At 71.3% G+C, this 16803-nt stretch carries 12 protein-coding genes; 6 read left to right on the top strand and 6 right to left on the bottom strand.

Translation table 11 applies throughout. The features are described from left to right. The first annotated feature begins 66 nt into the window (after positions 1–66). Positions 67–3645 carry an ATP-binding protein gene (locus tag CEK68_RS00395; protein WP_152238185.1) on the top strand — a complete coding sequence of 1193 codons (3579 nt, stop codon included), beginning with the start codon at positions 67–69 and terminating at the stop codon, positions 3643–3645. 157 nt (positions 3646–3802) lie between these two features. Here CEK68_RS00395 and mdtD read toward each other — a convergent pair whose 3' ends face one another. The 4 genes from mdtD to CEK68_RS00415 form a co-directional block, all read right to left on the bottom strand. Further along, positions 3803–5233 (bottom strand): multidrug transporter subunit MdtD, encoded by a 1431-nt coding sequence (mdtD, locus tag CEK68_RS00400; protein ID WP_017911167.1) that lies wholly within the window; start codon positions 5231–5233, stop codon positions 3803–3805. 220 nt (positions 5234–5453) lie between these two features. Next, complete coding sequence (gene hemE, locus CEK68_RS00405; RefSeq protein WP_152238186.1) at positions 5454–6521, bottom strand: uroporphyrinogen decarboxylase; 1068 nt, start codon at positions 6519–6521, stop codon at positions 5454–5456. Between the two features lie 10 nt (positions 6522–6531). Further along, the gene (locus CEK68_RS00410; RefSeq protein ID WP_010344159.1) at positions 6532–6786 is read right to left on the bottom strand and encodes a WGR domain-containing protein; all 255 of its coding nucleotides are present in this window, start codon (positions 6784–6786) and stop codon (positions 6532–6534) included. A gap of 63 nt (positions 6787–6849) precedes the next feature. After that, positions 6850–7803, bottom strand: coding sequence for a helix-turn-helix domain-containing protein (locus CEK68_RS00415; protein WP_152238187.1), 954 nt, complete (start codon positions 7801–7803; stop codon positions 6850–6852). 89 nt (positions 7804–7892) lie between these two features. Here CEK68_RS00415 and CEK68_RS00420 point away from each other — a divergent pair, with 89 nt between their 5' ends. From CEK68_RS00420 to CEK68_RS00440, 5 genes are all read left to right on the top strand, one after another. After that, the gene (locus CEK68_RS00420; protein WP_152238188.1) at positions 7893–8516 is read left to right on the top strand and encodes a cysteine hydrolase family protein; all 624 of its coding nucleotides are present in this window, start codon (positions 7893–7895) and stop codon (positions 8514–8516) included. Beyond that, positions 8513–8836: a cupin domain-containing protein gene (locus CEK68_RS00425; RefSeq protein WP_152238189.1), complete on the top strand. Its 324-nt coding sequence runs from the start codon at positions 8513–8515 to the stop codon at positions 8834–8836. Before CEK68_RS00420 ends, CEK68_RS00425 begins: the two co-directional genes overlap by 4 nt. Positions 8837–9345: 509 nt before the next feature. Beyond that, entirely contained in the window at positions 9346–10377 is a 1032-nt protein-coding gene (locus CEK68_RS00430) for an efflux RND transporter periplasmic adaptor subunit (RefSeq protein WP_226977705.1), read from the top strand. Then, positions 10374–13574 carry an efflux RND transporter permease subunit gene (locus tag CEK68_RS00435; protein WP_152238190.1) on the top strand — a complete coding sequence of 1067 codons (3201 nt, stop codon included), beginning with the start codon at positions 10374–10376 and terminating at the stop codon, positions 13572–13574. The genes CEK68_RS00430 and CEK68_RS00435 overlap by 4 nt, the downstream gene beginning before the upstream one ends. Next, on the top strand, positions 13574–15019 hold the full coding sequence (locus tag CEK68_RS00440) for an efflux transporter outer membrane subunit (RefSeq protein WP_152238191.1): 1446 nt from the start codon (positions 13574–13576) through the stop codon (positions 15017–15019). Before CEK68_RS00435 ends, CEK68_RS00440 begins: the two co-directional genes overlap by 1 nt. A 79-nt stretch (positions 15020–15098) precedes the next feature. Here CEK68_RS00440 and aroB read toward each other — a convergent pair whose 3' ends face one another. Both aroB and CEK68_RS00450 read right to left on the bottom strand, forming a co-directional pair. Then, on the bottom strand, positions 15099–16208 hold the full coding sequence (aroB, locus tag CEK68_RS00445) for a 3-dehydroquinate synthase (protein WP_152238192.1): 1110 nt from the start codon (positions 16206–16208) through the stop codon (positions 15099–15101). Continuing rightward, positions 16205–16747: a shikimate kinase gene (locus CEK68_RS00450; protein ID WP_010344147.1), complete on the bottom strand. Its 543-nt coding sequence runs from the start codon at positions 16745–16747 to the stop codon at positions 16205–16207. The genes aroB and CEK68_RS00450 overlap by 4 nt, the downstream gene beginning before the upstream one ends. Positions 16748–16803 lie beyond the last annotated feature (56 nt).

Raw genomic sequence — 16803 nt, forward strand, 5'->3', positions numbered from 1 at the left:
CGATGCGGGACGCGGTTGCCAGCGCCGGCGCTTATCGCCGACGATGGCGTCGGTGGCGCGGGACGGATGCCCGTCGGGGAGACAGAGGCGATGCGGTCGAGACGGATCTTGGGATGGCTGCTGCTGGCGTGGTCCGCGGTCGCCGGCGCGGCAGTGCCGCCGACGCCGCAGCCGCGCCAACTGACCGTGGCCGACGGCTTGCCGTCCAACAGCATCAATGGCTTCGCCGAGGACAAGCTCGGCTACCTGTGGCTGGCCAGCAGCGATGGCCTGGCGCGCTTCGACGGACGCGGCTACCGCATCTGGCGGATCGAGGACGGCCTGCACCACAACAAGATCTGGTCGGTGCACGTCGATGCGCAGAACCGGGTCTGGTTCGGGACCGACGGCGCCGGACTGGGCATGCTCTCGGCCGATCGCCGGCAGTTCCGCTACTACGATCGCAGCACCTATCCGCAGATCGGCTCCACCACCGTGTGGTCCATCGCGTCCACGCCGGACGGCAGCGTCTGGTTCGGGACCTCCGCCGGCGGCCTGCATCGGTTGCAGCCGGACGGGCGCCTGCGCCGCTTCATGCCGATCCCCGGCGACGCGCGCAGCCTGCCTTCGGCCAGCGTCACCCATCTGGCGACCACGCCGGACGGCACCCTGTGGGTGGGCACCCGCGGCGGCCTGGCGCGCTGGACCGGCCACGATTTCCAGCGCGTCGCCGCCGACGCGCTGCCGCGACCTGAAGTGCAGGGGCTGACGCCCGAGCGCGACGATACGCTGTGGGTCTCCACTCTGGGCGGGGTGCGCCTGCTGCGCGCCGACGCCAGCGTGGTGGAGCCGTACTGGCGCAACATGCCCGGCGACAGCGTGCTGGGCATGCTGGTCCACGACCGCCACGGCACGCGCTGGTTCGACACCATGGACGGGTTGGGCCGCGAGAGCGAGTCCGGGGTGATCCGCAACGTGCCGCTGTACAGCAACTCCGCGCACGGACTGGTCAAGCCGAACTGGTCGCTGGCCTTCGAGGATCGCGAGGGCGGCCTGTGGTTCGCCAGCGGCAATGCCGGGCTGTGGCATCTGCCGGCCAACTGGCAGCAGTTCTCGGTGCTGTCCTATCGGGTGGACGACCCGGAGTCGATGGGCAACCCCTACGTGCTGGCCACCGCCGCTTCCCGCGACGGCGGCGTGTGGCTGGCCGGCACGCGTGGCGTGCTGGACAAGCTCGATCCGGCCACCGGCGCCGTGCATCGGCACATGCGCGCGATGTTCGGTCTGGACTGGGCGCGGGCGATCGCCGAAGACCCGCAGGGCCGGCTGTGGGCGGCGGCCGCGGGGGCGGTGCTGCGCTACGACCCGGCCAGCGGCGAGGTCCGGCGCTGGGGCAAGGACGCCGGGGCCGATGCGCCGATGATGGACCAGGTGGATCGGATCGTCTTCAGCAGCGACCGCCACGTCTGGATCTTCAGCGACATCACCGGCGTGCAGGTGCGCGACCTCGATGGCCACGTGCTGCGCACCATGGCGCCGGGAAGCGCCGGCCTGCCTGCGGATCTGACCGTGCAGGAGGCCAGCCTCGGGCCGCAGGGCCAGCCCTGGTTGCTGGGGCAGCACGGCCTGCTTGCCTGGAACCCGGAGCGCGCGCGGTTCGAAGCGGTGCCCGGCGCACCGCAGCGCCCGCTGAGCGCCCTGGCGATCAGCGACGGCAACGTGGTCTGGCTGGCCAGCGTCGGCTGCCTGGAGCGCTATCTGTGGGACGGCAGCCGGCTGAGCCTGCTCGACCGCATCGACGCCGAACAGGAGTTCCCGGCGCTGGCGCCGAACGGCCTAGTGGTCGATGCCAGCGGCGTGGCCTGGTTGAGCAGCGTGCGCGGGCTGATCCGGGTCGATCCGGCGAGCAAGGCGATCCGCTCCTACGGCGTGCACGATGGCCTGCCCAACCAGGAGTTCCAGATCCGTACCCTGGTGCAGGCGCGCAGCGGGCAGATCCTCGGCGGCACCCCGGACGGCGTGGTGCTGTTCGAGCCGTCGCAGGTGGTGCCGTCGCGGCGGCAGCCGCCGCTGGTGATCGAGCGCATCGGCGTGCGCCGCGGCGAGCGCGGCCTGGACCTGCTGCATGCCGACCGCATCGTGCTGCAGGAAGGCGACCGCGATCTGCACGTGGTCGCGCGCCTGCTGTCGTTCTCCGACACCGACGCCAACACCTACCGCTTCCGCCTCAGCGGCTACGACCCGGATTGGGTCGATGTGGGCGCCAGCGGCGAGCGTCTGTTCTCGCGGCTGCCGTCGGGCCACTACACCCTGGAGATGCAGGCGCGTACCGCCGACAAGGTCTGGTCGAACGTGGTCAGCCTGCACTTCCGCGTCCTGCCGCCGTGGTGGCGCAGCCCCTGGGGCATCGCCGGGCTGGCGGTGCTGGCGGTGCTGGCGCTGTGGTTGCTCGCGTACCTGTACCGGCGGCGGCTGCGCCGGCGCGCCGCCTGGCAACTGGCGGTGCACAAGCAGGAGGTGGCCGAGCAGGCCTCGCTGGCCAAGACCCGCTTCCTGGCCACGCTCGGCCACGAGGTGCGCACGCCGATGACCGGGGTGCTGGGCATGAGCGAACTGCTGCTGTCCACGCCGCTGGACACCAGGCAGCGCCGCTACACCGAATCGATCCGCGACGCGGGCTCGCACCTGCTGCGCCTGGTCAACGATGCGCTGGACCTGGCGCGGATCGAGGCCGGGCGCCTGGAACTGGAACAGCAGCCGTTCGACCTGGGCCGGCTGATCGCCGAACTGGAGGCGATGATGGGGCCGATGGCGCGCAGCCGCGGGCTGGTCTTCGCCCTGGACAACGCCATGCCGCCGCAGGTCACCGCGCGCGGCGACGCCACGCGGGTGCGGCAGATCCTGCTGAACCTGCTCAACAACGCCATCAAGTTTACCGAGCACGGTAGCGTGCAGTTGCGGGTGGCGCCGCTACAGCCGCAGCAGGGCGTGCGCTTCGAGGTCGCCGACACCGGGCCGGGCATCAACGCCGAACAGCAGGCGCGATTGTTCCAGCGCTTCGAGCAGGCCGACGGGCCGCGTACCGCCGCACGCTACGGCGGCAGTGGCCTGGGCCTGGCGATCAGCCAGGAACTGGCGGTGGCGATGGGCGGGCGCATCGAACTGCGCAGTCGCCTCGGCGCCGGCACCCGCTTCGTGGTCGACCTGCCGTTGCCGTGGGTGCCCGAGCCGCTGCCGCAGGCGCCACGTGACGCCCGCGCGTCCGCCAGTGCCGCGGCGCCGCGGCGGATCCTGCTGGTCGAAGACGATCCGACCGTGGCCGAAGTGGTCGGCGGCCTGCTGCGCGCACGCGGCCACCACGTCACCCACGCCGCGCACGCGCTGGCCGCGCTGACCGAAGCGGCGGCCAGCACATTCGACATCGCCCTGCTCGATCTGGACCTGCCCGGCCTGGACGGCCTGGCGCTGGCGCGGCAGTTGCGCGCCTTCGGCTACGGCATGCCGCTGATCGCGGTCACCGCCCGCGCCGACGCCGACGCCGAGCCACAGGCGCGTGCCGCCGGTTTCAGCGGGTTCCTGCGCAAGCCGGTGACGGGCGAGATGCTGGCGAAGGCGGTGGAGGCGCCAGAAGATGGAGAAGGCAGCAGGAGCGAGGAGGGCAGGTAAGTCACACTCGTCCGGTATCCGCAGCAGGTGTGACCAGCAAAGGGCAGGTGCCTTCCAGGCCGCATGCAGTCGGGACTGAAGTCCCTCCCACATGGAGCAGGTTGCGCATCCCGCTCCTGCGACTCCCCAATCCCGACTCCCAAATCCCCAATCCCGGCTACTCCGCCACTTCCTCCACCTGCTTCGGCAACGGCCGCGTATCCGGCAGCTGCCAGAAGATCAGGGTCGAGGTCAGGGTGATCGCGCCGACGCAGACGAAGGTCGCATGCAGCGCCGCGGTGGCGCCGTGGGTGTCGCCGAGATGGGTGTTGAACGCGGCCAGCAGGCTGCCGGCCGCCGCGGCGCCGAAGCCGGTGGCCAGCATCATCACCATCGACAGCAGGCTGTTGCCGGCGCTGGCCTGGTCGCGGTCCAGGTCGCGCAGCGTCACCGTGTTCATGACGGTGAACTGCAGCGAGTTGACCGCACCGAACAGGGCGAGCTGCAGCAGCCGCCAGCCCAGCGGCTGGCCGGCGTCGAACAGCAGGAAGCTGGCCATCGCGGTGCCGACCAGCACGGTGTTGGTCATCAGCACGCGCCGGTAGCCGAAGCGCTCCACCAGCTTCACCGCCGCGCGCTTGGAGGCCATGCCGGCCAGCGCCACCGGGATCATCATCAGCCCGGCGTTCATCGGGCTCATGCCCAGGCCCACCTGCAACAGCAGCGGGATCAGGAACGGCATGCTGCCGCTGCCCACGCGCGAGAACAGGTTGCCGAGGATGCCGATGCGGAAGCTGGCGACCTTGAACAGGTGCAGCGGGAACAGCGGCGCCGCCGCGTTGGCCGCGTGCAACCAGTAGCCGATCAGCGCCGCCAGCCCGGCGATCGCCAGCAGCATCACGAAGGCGTGGCGCAGGCCGAGCTCGGAGATGCCGTCCAGCGCCAGCGACAGCGCGACCATGCCGAAGGCCAGCATCGCGTAGCCGATCAGGTCGAAGCGGGTGCGCTGCTCACCGTAGAAGTCCGGCATGATCTTCAGCGCGGCGGCGAAGCCGATCGCGCCGATCGGCAGGTTGATCAGGAATACCCAGTGCCAGGACGCCACCTGCACCAGCCAGCCGCCCAGGGTCGGCCCGACCAGCGGCCCGATCAGCGCCGGGATGGCGATGAAGCTCATCGCGCTGAGGAACTGCGCGCGCGACACCGAGCGCATCACCGCCAGCCGGCCCACCGGCAGCAGCATCGCGCCGCCGATCCCCTGCAGCACCCGCGCGGCCACCAGATACGGCAGCCGCGGCGCCGCCGCGCACAGCAGCGAGCCGAGGGTGAACAGCACGATCGCGGCCAGGAAGGTGCGGCGGGTGCCGTAGCGGTCGGCGATCCAGCCGGAGGCGGGAATGAACATCGCCACCGCCAGCGCGTAGCTGAACACCACCGACTGCATCTGCAAGGGGCTCTCGCCCAGGCTGCGCGCCATCGCCGGCAACGCGGTGTTGACGATGGTCGCATCCAGCATCTGCATGAAGATGGCCAGCGAGACCAGCCACAGCAGCGGACGGAAACTGCGCGCGTTGGGAACGGCGATCGGATCGGAGGAGGGCGCGGACATCGGCACGCAGGGCGACGCGAGGGGGCGATAGGATCGCGCAGATCGCGTCGCCGTGTCGTGCAGTTGCGCGCGTTGCGTGCTAGCGATGCAGCGCGCGCTCAGCGATCAGCGTTTTCGATGCATGGGTGGACGGCGCCTTGCAGCCGCTCCTACGCAGGAGATCGAGCGCACGCCGATCGCCAGCTGTGCATCCCGACTCCCCAATCCCCAATCCCGGCTCTTAAGCGCGCCGACTATGCCGCTGCACCGCCGCCACCAATGCCCCGACATGCTCCGGCTGCATGTCCGGCGACAGCCCATGGCCGAGATTGAACACATGGCCGTCCAGCGAGCCGCCGTTGCCGTCGGCATAGCTGCGCAGCACGCGCTGCACTTCGCGGTCGATCGCCTCCGGCGCGCCGTACAGCATCGCCGGGTCGAGGTTGCCCTGCAGGGCGACGCGGCCGCCGGTGCGGCGCGCGGCGTCGGCCAGGTCGATGGTCCAGTCCACGCCCACGCCTTCGGCACCGGAGGCCGCGAGCTCTTCCAGGTAGGGCGCGTTGCCCTTGCCGAACAGGATCAGCGGGGTGCGCTCGGCGCCGTCGCCGCGCGTCAGTTCGCGGGCGATGCGCTGCAGGTAGGGCAGGGAGAACTCGCGGTACATCGCCGGGCTCAGCACGCCGCCCCAGGTGTCGAACACCTGCAGCGCCTGCGCGCCCGCCGCGCGCTGCGCCGCCAAGTAGGCGATCACCGCGTCGGTGTTGACCGACAGCAGCTGGTGCAGCGCCGCGGGGTCGTTCAGCGCCAGCGCCTTGATCCGCGCGTAGTTGTCGCTGCCGCCGCCCTCGACCATGTAGCAGGCCAGGGTCCAGGGGCTGCCGGAGAAGCCGATCAGCGGGACGCTGCCGTCCAGTTCGCGGCGGATCACCCGCACCGCGTCCATCACGTAGCGCAGCTCGGTTTCCATGTCCGGCACGCCGAGCCGGGCGATCGCCGCAGCGTCGCGCACCGGATGACGGAACTTTGGGCCTTCGCCTTCGACGAAGTACAGCTCCAGGCCCATCGCATCGGGAATGGTGAGGATGTCCGAGAACAGGATCGCCGCGTCCAGCGGGAACCGCGCCAGCGGCTGCAGGGTCACTTCGCAGGCCAGCTCCGGGGTCTTGGCCATGGCCAGGAAGCTGCCGGCGCGGGCACGGGTGGCGCGGTACTCGGGCAGGTAGCGCCCGGCCTGGCGCATCAGCCACACGGGGGTCTGGTCCACGGGCTCGCGGCGCAGCGCGCGCAGCAGGCGGTCGTTCTTGAGCATGGGGGATTCCTTAGCGCGGCGCGTCGGCGCCACGGGTGAACATGACCTGGAAGCCGCGCTTGAGCTGGGCGTCGCGGGCTTTCTCGAAGGCGGCGTTGGCGTCTTCCTGCTGCAGGTAGAGCTCGCGCCGCAGCTGCGCACGGCCGCCGATCTGGCCGCTCTCGCGCAACAGCTCCCAGCCGCCGAGCAGGTCCGGCTGCAGGGTCAGCTGCAGGTAGCGTGGCGGCTCGTTGCCGTCGGGGCGTTGCTGGAGGAAGACGCGCATGCGCCGATTGTAGCGGGTGCCGGTGCAGGCGACGTGGCCCGGTCGGTGGAACGCAGCGGCCGCTCAGCCGGCACGGAAGCCGCGGCGATACGCCGACGGCGGCAACCCCAGGTCGCGCGTGAACTGCAGGCGCAGCGCGCCGGCGCTGCCGAAGCCGCAGTCGGCGGCGATGCGCTCCAGCGGCAGGTCGGTGCGCTCCAGCAGTTGCTGGGCGCGGACCAGGCGCTGGTGCGCCAGCCACTGCACCACGGTGGTCCCGGTCACCTGGCGGAACTGCCGGGTGAAGCTGCGCCGGCTCATCCGCGCGTGCGCGGCCAGCGCGTCCAGCCGTTGCGGCTGGTCCAGGCGCTGCAGCATCCAGTCCAGGGTCGGGCCCAACTGGGCGTCGCGGCGGCTGGCCGGCAGCGGCTGTTCGATGTACTGCGCCTGCCCGCCCTGGCGGTGCGGCGCCACCACCAGGCGCCGGGCGATGCGGTTGGCGACGTCGGCGCCGTGGCGGCGCCGCACCAGGTGCAGGCAGCAGTCGATGCCGGCGACGGTGCCGGCCGAGGTCAGCACGTCGCCGTCGTCCACGTACAGCACGTCCGGCTGCAGCCGCACCTGCGGATGGCGCTGCGCGAAGCGCGCCAGCGCCGCCCAGTGGGTGGTGGCGGGGCGGCCGTCGAGCAGGCCGGCGTCGGCCAGCACGAAGGTGCCCAGGCACAGGCCCACCACCTGCGCGCCGGCGGCGTGGGCGCGGCGCAGCGCCTGGCACAGCGCCGCAGGTGCCGGTTCGGCGGCATCGCGCCAGGACGGCACGATCACCGTGTCGGCGTCCTCCAGCGCCTCCAGGCCGTGCTGCACCTGGATGGCGAAGCCGGCATCGGTGCACAGCGGGCCTGGGTCGGCCGCACAGACCCGCAGGTCGAAGGCCGGCAGGTCGGTGTCCGGCCGCGCTTCGAACACCTGGCAGGGCACCGCCAGGTGGAAGGGGCTGATGCGGTCGAAGGCGACCACGGCGATGCGATGCGGCGACATGGCCCGATTTTAGCGAAAACGGTGTTTCGGGCCACTCGTCGGCGCGGGGACGGCCGCCGACACTGGCTACCCTATTGCCGGAGTCGCCCATGTCCTCTCCCCGCCGCGCCCTGTTGGTCATCGACGTCCAGAACGAGTACTTCGACGGCGCACTGCCCATTGCGCATCCGCCGGTGGCGCAGTCGTTGCCCAACATCCTGCAGGCCATGGACGCGGCGCAGGCGCACGGCGTCCCGGTGCTGGTGGTGCAGCACACCGCGCCGGCGCAGGCGCCGGTGTTCGCCGACGGCAGCGCCGGTTGGGCGCTGCACCCGCAGGTCGCCGCGCGGCCGCATGCGCGTTTGCTGCGCAAGACCCGGCCGAGCGTGTTCGCCGACACCGACCTGGCCGCCTGGCTGCAGCAGCACGCGATCGACACGCTGACCGTGGCCGGCTACATGACCCACAACTGCAACGCCTCCACCGTGTACGACGCCTTCCACCGCGGGCTGGCGGTGGAAGTGCTGGGCGACGCCAGCGGCGCGCTGCCGTATGCCAACGCCGCCGGCCAGGCCAGCGCCGAGGAGATCCACCGGGTGTTCGGGGTGGTGTTCCACAGCAACTTCGCCGCGGTCGCCGACACCGCGCAGTGGATCGCGGCGGTGCAGGCAGGGCAGCCGCTGCCGCGCGACAACGTGCTGCAGTCCAACCGCCGCGCGCGGGACCTGGCATGAGCGGCATGCCGCGGGTGCTGCGTGCGCGCGAGTTCACCGGCAGCCGCGCCTGGGAGGCGCTGCCGGTGGCGCTGCTGGACGGGATCGGCGTGCGCATCCATTGGACCGACCAATCGTACGTTTGGCACGTCAACGACGGGGCGGAAGTATTCGTGGTGCTGGATGGGCAGGTGCAGATGCGCTGGCGCGTGCAGGGCATCGAGCAGGCGGCGCTGCTGCAGGCCGGCGACGTGTTCCATGCGCCGGAAGGCACCGAGCACGTGGCGCACCCGCAGGGGCCGACGCGGGTGCTGGTGGTGGAGCGCGACGGCAGTCCGTGAGCGTTCGGGATCCGCTCCTGACCGGCGGGGGCTTCGATGGCGCCCGGGACGTGCCGCCGTCGATGCCGCGTGTAAAGGGCGACGCACGCTGCGCGTTCTGATGTGCGTTCTATCACGGAGCCATCACTGGCGATCTGGCGTCATTGGAACAGGCTATGCCGCTGCGTGCGCACAGAGATCCTGGTGTCACGGCATCGCCAATCACCACGAGTGCGGACGCGGCCGGCATGCGAAGCCAGAGCGATGGGCGGTTCCCTGGGCAGCACCCAAACATCGGCGCGGGACGGGATCCCGCGCGGCCTGCTGCCATTTCCGACGATGTCATGTCGTTGCGCGCGCCACGCCGTCGCGCGAGCGCTTATCAAACGCCACGCAGGGCGCGCGGCCTGGGTCGGGTCACTGTCTGCGCCGGATTGGCGGTGCTGTGCCTGCTGATCCTCGGCGGCTGGGTTTGGCACGCACACCGTCAGCAGCCCGCGCCGGCGCCCGAGCCCTTGCGCGTGCAGACCATGACCGTCGCGCCGCACCGGGTGCCGGACATCATCGAGACCTCCGGCACCCTGTTGTCGCCGCAGACCGTGGAGGTGCGCGCGCAGGCCGACGGGGTGCTGCAGTCGGTGCTGATCCATGACGGCGAGCAGGTCCACGCCGGGCAACTGCTGTTCACCATCGATCCGCGTCCGCTGCGGGCGGCGTTGGCGCAGGCGCGCGCCACGCTTGCCCGCGACCAGGCGCTGGCGGCGGATGCGGCCGATACCGAGGCGCGCTACGCCAAGCTGTCCAGGACCGGCGCGGTCGATCCCAAGACCTACACCACCGCGGCCGACACGCTGCGTTCATTGCGCGGCACCGTCGCCGCCGACCAGGCGCAGGTCGAGCAGACGCAGCTGTCGCTGGCCTACACCCAGGTCCGCGCGCCCATCGACGGCCGCGCCGGCGCCATCGCGGTCAAGCCGGGCAACCTAGTGTCCAGCGGGTCCAGCACCGCGCTGGTCACGCTCAACGTCAGCACGCCGATCGAGGTGCGCTTCGCGCTGGCGCATGTGCAGGTCGATGCGGTGCGCGCCGCGCCGCTGGGGCACGAGGGCCTGGGGCTGCCGGTGCTGGCGCTGGATGCGGTGAGCGGCACGCTGCTCGAGCGCGGCGAGGTGGCGTTCCTCGACAACGCCTTCGACACCAGCAGCGGCACGCTGGAGCTGCGCGCACGCTTCGCCAACGCCGGCGCCACGTTGTGGCCGGGGCAGTTCGTCACCGTGCGGGTGATCCTGGCAGAGGACCCGCAGGCGCTGTCGGTGCCCGAGAGCGCCTTGCAGCATGGACAGCAGGGGCCGTACGTGTACTGCGTGGTCGAGGGCCATGCCGTGTCGCGGCCGCTGACCGTGGCGCGGATGGTCGACGGGCAGGCGGTAATCGCCAAGGGCCTGCGCGCGGGTGATCGCGTCATCCTCACCGTGCCCAACGAACTGCGCGACGGCACCGCGGTGCAATCCGGCAACCCGCACGCCACGCCGACCGCGGCGGCGACCGGACGGCCTGCGTGAACCTGTCGGCGCTGTTCATCCGCCGCGCGGTGATGACCTCGGTGCTGATGATCGCGCTGGTGCTGGCCGGCGGCATGGCCTACTTCGCGCTGCCGGTCAGCGAGCTGCCTGACGTCAGCTTCCCGACCATCACCGTCAACATGTCGCTGCCCGGCGCCAATCCCGAGACCATGGCGGCGGCGGTGGCGACGCCGCTGGAGCGCCAGTTCAGCGGCCTGCCCGGGCTGGACACGATGAGTTCGACCAGCAGCGTCGGCAGTACCCGCATCGTGTTGCAGTTCGCGTTGAGCCGCAATGTCGATGCCGCCGCGCAGGACGTGCAGAACGCGGTGTCGCAGGCGGCCGGCCTGCTGCCGCGCGAGATCAATCCGGCGCAGATCCAGAAGGAGGATCCCAGCGCCGCGCCGATCATGCACCTGATCCTGCGCTCGAAGACCATCGCGCTGCCGCTGCTCAACCAGTTCGCCAAGGACCGCGTGGCGTTGCGCCTGGCCTCGGTGCCGGGCGCCGGCCAGATCGATGTCAACGGCGCGCAGAAGTACGCGGTACGCCTGTTCGTCAATCCGCACCTGCTCGCCGCCCGCCACCTGGGCTTCGACCAGGTGGTGTCGGCGGTGCAGGCGGGCAACAGCAATGCGCCGGCCGGCACGCTGATGGGGCGCGCGCGGTCCTACACTGTGCGCGCCGACGGCCAGCTCAAGCGCGCGGCCGATTTCGACGCCATGGTGCTGAGCTATGCGGACGGTGCGCCGGTGCGCCTGCGCGACGTCGGCCATGCCGAGGACAGCGTCGAGAACCTGCAGACCGCCGCCTCGCTCAACGGCCAGCGCGCGATCGAGATCAACATCCACCGCCAGCCGGGCGCCAACACGCTGTCGGTGACCCAGGGCATCCAGGCGGCGCTGCCGGGGATCCGCGCGCAGTTGCCCGGCGACGCCCAGCTCGACGTGCTCTACGACCGCGGCGACTACATCGGCGCCTCGGTGGAGGATGTGGAGTGGACCTTGGTCGGCTCGCTGGTGCTGGTGATCGTGGTGATCCTGCTGTTCCTGCGCAGCTGGATGGCGACCCTGATCGTGGCGCTGGTGCTGCCGACCTCGCTGATCGGCACCTTCGCGGTGATGCGCCTGCTGCACTTCAGCCTGGACAACGTCTCGATGTTGGCGCTGACCCTGTCGGTCGGTTTCGTGGTCGACGACGCCATCGTGGTGATCGAGAACATCGTCCGCCACGCCGAGCAGGGCGCCAGTCGCATGGATGCGGCCATCGCCGCCTCGCGCGAGATCGGCTTCACCGTGCTGTCGATGACGGTGTCGCTGTCGGCGGTGTTCCTGCCGATCGTGTTCATGGGCGGACTGGTGGGGCGGTTGTTCTCCGAGTTCGGCATGGTGATCGCGATTGCGGTGATCCTGTCCGGCATCGTCTCGCTGACCCTCACGCCGATGCTCGCCAGCCGTTGGCTCGATCCGAAGAAGAGCACGGGCTGGGTGTTCGAGCGCTTCGATCGGCTGGTCGACGCCAGCCAGCGCGGCTACGCGCGCTCGCTGGCCTGGGCGACCGAGCGCATCGGCCTGATGTGCGTCATCGGCGTGGCCACCCTGGTCGGCACCGCCGGCGTCTACGCCATGGTCGAGAAGGGCTTCATTCCGCAGGTGGATTCGGGAAAGATCGACGGCGACACCCGCGTGCCCGAGGGCACCGCCTTCGCCGACTTCGTGGCCAAGCAGGCGGCGGTGGTGAAGATCATCCAGCGCAATCCCAACGTGGCCAACGTGGAGTCGGTGATCGGCTCGGACAATTCGCTCAGCAACAGCGGGCGCCTGCTGATCGGGCTCAAGCCGCTGTCCGAGCGCAGCGGCAGCGCGGAGGAGGTGATCCAGGACGTGCGCAAGCAGGTCGCCGCGATCCAGGGCATCACCCTCAACATGCGCAATCCGCCGGCGATCGACATGGGGCCGACGGCCTCGAACGGATCGCTGCAGTACGTGCTGCAGTCCACCGACCAGAAGGCGCTGTACGCCCAGTCCGACACCATCCTGCAGCGCCTGCGGCAACTGCGCGATGTGCAGGATCCGCAGAGCGACCTGCAGCTCAAGAATCCGGAGATCGAGGTGGTGCTGCACCGCGAGCAGGCCGCCGCGCTGGGCGTCACCGCCGCCGGCCTGCAGGACACCCTGGCCAGCGCCTACGGCGGTCGCAAGATCAGCACCATCTACGGCGACACCGATCAGTACGAAGTGCTGCTGCAGGTCGACCCCGCGGCGCAGGCCGACCTCAATGGCCTGGATGCGCTGTCGTTCAACGGCAACCAGAACCCAGGCATCACCGCGATCGGCACGCAGACCTCCAACAGCAGTTCCGGCACCAGCGCGGTGCTGACCGCGGCCGGCGGCCCGATGGTGCCGCTGCGCGCGGTGGCCGACGTGCGCATGGGCGTGGGGCCGGTGGCGATCAACCATTACGCCGGCCTGCCGGCGGTGACCCTGTCGATGAACCTGGCGCCGGGCGTGTCGCTCGGCGAGGCCGCCGCCGGCATCGGCAACCTGATGGCGCATACCCTGGGCAAGGACGACGCCCGCGCCATCAGCGGCCAGTTCGCCGGCTCGGCGCAGGCCTTCGAGAATTCGATGAAGACGCTGCCGATGCTGCTGCTGATCACCGTGCTGCTGATCTATGGCGTGCTGGCGATCCTGTACGAAAACGCGCTGCACCCGATCACCATCCTGACCTCGCTGCCGCTGGCCGGGTTCGGCGCCATCCTCATGCTGGTGCTGTTCCGTCAGGAGCTCAATCTCTTCAGCTTCGTCGGCCTGATCCTGCTGGTCGGGCTGGTCAAGAAGAACGGCATCATGATGGTGGACTACGCGCTGGACCTGGAGCGCTCGGGCGATGCGCGCTGGCAGCAGCCGCGCGCGGCGATGCTGGAAGCGGCCACGGTGCGCTTCCGCCCGATCATGATGACCACCCTGGCGGCGGTGCTGGGCTCGCTGCCGATCGCTCTGGGTTTCGGCGCCGGCGCCGAGGCGCGGCGCCCGCTCGGCATCGCCGTGGTCGGCGGCCTGCTGTTCTCGCAGGCGCTGACCCTGTATCTGACCCCGGCCTTCCACATCGCGATGGCCGAGTGGCTGGCGCGCCGCCGCGCACGTCGCAACGGCGCCGCGCCGCCGTCGGCGCCGACGCTGCCGGAGCCGGCCTGATGCGCGCGCTCGCGCTTGGCGCCGCGTGTCTGCTGTCGGCGTGCAGCCTGACCCCGGCCTACGTGCGTCCCGCCGCACCGATCCCGCCGTCGTGGCCGGTGGGCGATGCCTACCTGGCGCAGCACGAGGCCACGCTGCCGTCGCTGAGTTACCGGCAGGTGTTCGCCGACCCGCGGCTGCAGGCGCTGATCGCGCAGGCGCTGGACCACAACCGCGACCTGCGGATCGCGCTCGCCGATATCGCTCAGGCACGGGCGCAGTACCGGATCCAGCGCGCGGCCCTACTGCCGGAGGTGGGGACCAGCGCGACCTATACGCGCTCCTATCGCGGCAAGGGCGCGGCGCCGGGCAACGACACGACCCAGGGCGGCAACGCAGCGGCCGCACCGGCGGCGGGCTATGCCAGCAGTTACGACCTGGGCCTGGGCGTCACCGCGTTCGAACTGGATCTGTTCGGCCGTCTGCACGCGCTGAGCGCGGCCGCGCAGCAGCGCTACCTGGAACAGGAAGCCGCGGCCCGGGCCACGCGCCTGACCCTGGTCGGCGACATCGCCACGACCTGGCTGACCTATGCCAGCGATCGCAGCCTGCTGACGCTCGCGCAGGACACCGTGCGCAGCGCCGGCACAAGCGTGGCGCTGACCGCACAGCGAGTGGATGGCGGCATTGTGCCGCACTCGGACCTGGACCAGGCCAACCAGGTGCTGCATGCCGCGCAGGCCGACCTGGCCGCGCAGACCACGGCGCTGGCGCAGGACGTCAATGCGCTGCAGTTGCTGGTGGGCGCTCCGGTCGATCCGGCACTGTTGCCGGGTTCGATCGAGGAGGTCGCGGCCAGCATCGGCGATCCGCCGACCGGCCTGGACACCAGCGTGCTGCTGCGTCGGCCCGACGTGGTGCAGGCCGAATACGAACTGCGTGCGGTCAACGCCCAGATCGGTGCGGCGCGCGCGGCGCTGTTTCCCAGCATCAGCCTGAGCGGTCTGCTGGGCCTGACCAGCACCGCGCTGTCGCAGCTGTTCACCCATGATGCGCGCACCGCGTCGGTGGGTGCCGGCGTCGCCTACACGGTGTTCGATGGCGGCGCGGCGCGCGCCAACGTGCGCTACACCGAGGCGCAGCGCGATGCCGCGGTGGCCGGTTACGAAAAGACCGTGCAGACCGCCTTCGGCGAAGTGGCCGATGCCCTGGCCCGGCGCGGCACCATCGACGCGCAGGTGCAGGCGCAGCGCGCGCTCCTCGCCGATGCCGCCAACACCTACGACGCCAGCGCGCAGCGCTACCGCGAGGGCGTTGAGAGCGCGCTGTCCAACCTGGATGCGCAGCGCAGCTACTACGCCGCGCAGCGCAGTCTGGTCGCGGTGGAACTGACCGCGGCCACCAATCGGGTGACGCTGTATCGCACCCTGGGCGGGGACGCGTCGCTGGAGCCCGGGACGCGCTGAGCCCGCGCAGCCGCATGGACCGGTGCGCGAGTGCCGCTGCGGAGAACAACAGCGGCCGGTCGCTTGGCGCGCCCGTGTTTCAGCCGGCGGCCAGCACCGCCAGCACCTGCGCCTCGTCCACGTCGGGCACGATCTCGGCGTGGCCGATGCCGCGCCACAGTACCAATCGCAGGCGTCCGGCCAGGTTCTTCTTGTCCAGGCGCATGCGCGCCAGCAGCGCCTCCGGTGCCAGCCCGGCCGGCAGCGCGGTCGGCAGGCCGAAGTCCTGCAGCAGCGCGCGCAGTTTCTCCGTGTCCTGCGCGCTGGCCATGCCCAGTCGCGCCGACAGCTCGGCGGCCAGCACCATGCCCACCGCCACCGCTTCGCCGTGGTTGAGGTTGGCGTTGTCCGGGGCGCCGTAGCCCTGTTCGGTCTCGATGGCGTGGCCGAAGGTGTGGCCGAGGTTGAGCAGGGCGCGCTCGCCCTTTTCCAGCGGATCGCGGGCGACGATCTCGGCCTTGTGCTCGCAGCTGCGCGCGATCGCCTGCGCCAGCGCCGCCGGCTCGCCGGCCAGCAGCGCGCGGCGTTCGGCATGCAGCCATTCGAAGAACAGCGGGTCGCGGATGGCGCCGTACTTGATCACCTCGGCCAGCCCGGCGCGCAGTTCGCGCGGCGGCAGGCTGCGCAGCGTGGCGGTGTCCGCCAGCACCGCGCGCGGCGGATGGAAGGCGCCGACCAGGTTCTTGCCCTGCGGGATGTCCACCGCAGTCTTGCCGCCGACCGAGGAGTCGACCATCGCCAGCAGCGTGGTCGGCAGTTGCACGCAGTCCACGCCGCGCATCCAGCAGGCGGCGGCGAAGCCGGCCAGGTCGCCGACCACGCCGCCGCCCAGCGCCAGCACGCAGGCGTCGCGGGTGGCGCCCAGGGCGGCCAGCGCGGCGATCGCCGCGGCGAAGTGGTCCAGGGTCTTGGAGGCCTCGCCGGCGGGGATCACGAAGTCGCCGATCTGCAGTTCCGGGCGTGCCGCCAGCAGCGCGCTGCGAACCTGCGCGGCATACAGCGGCGCCACCTGGCTGTCGCTGAGCAGCAGCACATGGCGGCCGCGCACGTGCGCGGCTAGGGCGGCGCCGTCGTCGAGCAGGCCGGGGCCGATGTGGATGGTGTAGGCCGGGTCGCCAGCGACCTCGACCGTGCGCGATGCTGCGGTCATGCAGTGGGTTCCGGAAGTTTCCACGACGCGGCCAGGCGCACGACCAGCTGCGCGGTGGCCTCGGCCGGGGTGAGGTGGTCGGTGTCCAGGATCAGGTCGGCGACCTCGCGGTACAGCGGTTCGCGCACCGCGTGCAGGTCGCGCAGCACCTGTTCGCGGTCGCCGCGCTGCAGCAGCGGACGGCTGCGGTCGCGGTGCAGGCGCTGCAGTTGCGCGGCCACGCCCACCCGCAGGTACACCACGAAGCCGTGCTCGCGCATCTCGCGGCGGCTGTCGGCATTGAGCACGGCGCCGCCGCCGGTGGAGATCAGGTGGCCGGGGGTGCTCAGGATGCTTTCCAGCACCGCACGCTCGTGTTCGCGGAAGCCGGCTTCGCCGGCGTGCTCGAACAGCGAGGCGATGCTGGCGCCGGTGCGCTCGACGATGGTCTGGTCGCTGTCGACGAAGACCAGGCCGAAGCGTTCGGCCAGGCGGCGACCGATGACGCTCTTGCCGGCGCCCATCGGGCCGACCAGCACCAGGTTGGGGGCGGGATTCATCCGCCGATGCTAGCAGAGACCGACGCCGCCCCGCGCGCCGCGCGGGCGCGGGCGCG

The sequence above is a fragment of the Xanthomonas sp. LMG 12461 genome (assembly GCF_009192935.1).
In the GTDB taxonomy this organism is placed as follows: domain Bacteria; phylum Pseudomonadota; class Gammaproteobacteria; order Xanthomonadales; family Xanthomonadaceae; genus Xanthomonas_A; species Xanthomonas_A sontii.

Excerpts from the sequence above, each read along its gene's own strand:
- CEK68_RS00395 (WP_152238185.1), top strand. The coding sequence starts at position 67 with ATGCCCGTCGGGGAGACAGAGGCGATGCGGTCGAGACGGATCTTGGGA.
- mdtD (WP_017911167.1), bottom strand. The coding sequence starts at position 5,233 with ATGTCCGCGCCCTCCTCCGATCCGATCGCCGTTCCCAACGCGCGCAGT.
- hemE (WP_152238186.1), bottom strand. The coding sequence starts at position 6,521 with ATGCTCAAGAACGACCGCCTGCTGCGCGCGCTGCGCCGCGAGCCCGTG.
- CEK68_RS00410 (WP_010344159.1), bottom strand. The coding sequence starts at position 6,786 with ATGCGCGTCTTCCTCCAGCAACGCCCCGACGGCAACGAGCCGCCACGC.
- CEK68_RS00415 (WP_152238187.1), bottom strand. The coding sequence starts at position 7,803 with ATGTCGCCGCATCGCATCGCCGTGGTCGCCTTCGACCGCATCAGCCCC.
- CEK68_RS00420 (WP_152238188.1), top strand. The coding sequence starts at position 7,893 with ATGTCCTCTCCCCGCCGCGCCCTGTTGGTCATCGACGTCCAGAACGAG.
- CEK68_RS00425 (WP_152238189.1), top strand. The coding sequence starts at position 8,513 with ATGAGCGGCATGCCGCGGGTGCTGCGTGCGCGCGAGTTCACCGGCAGC.
- CEK68_RS00430 (WP_226977705.1), top strand. The coding sequence starts at position 9,346 with ATGACCGTCGCGCCGCACCGGGTGCCGGACATCATCGAGACCTCCGGC.
- CEK68_RS00440 (WP_152238191.1), top strand. The coding sequence starts at position 13,574 with ATGCGCGCGCTCGCGCTTGGCGCCGCGTGTCTGCTGTCGGCGTGCAGC.
- aroB (WP_152238192.1), bottom strand. The coding sequence starts at position 16,208 with ATGACCGCAGCATCGCGCACGGTCGAGGTCGCTGGCGACCCGGCCTAC.
- CEK68_RS00450 (WP_010344147.1), bottom strand. The coding sequence starts at position 16,747 with ATGAATCCCGCCCCCAACCTGGTGCTGGTCGGCCCGATGGGCGCCGGC.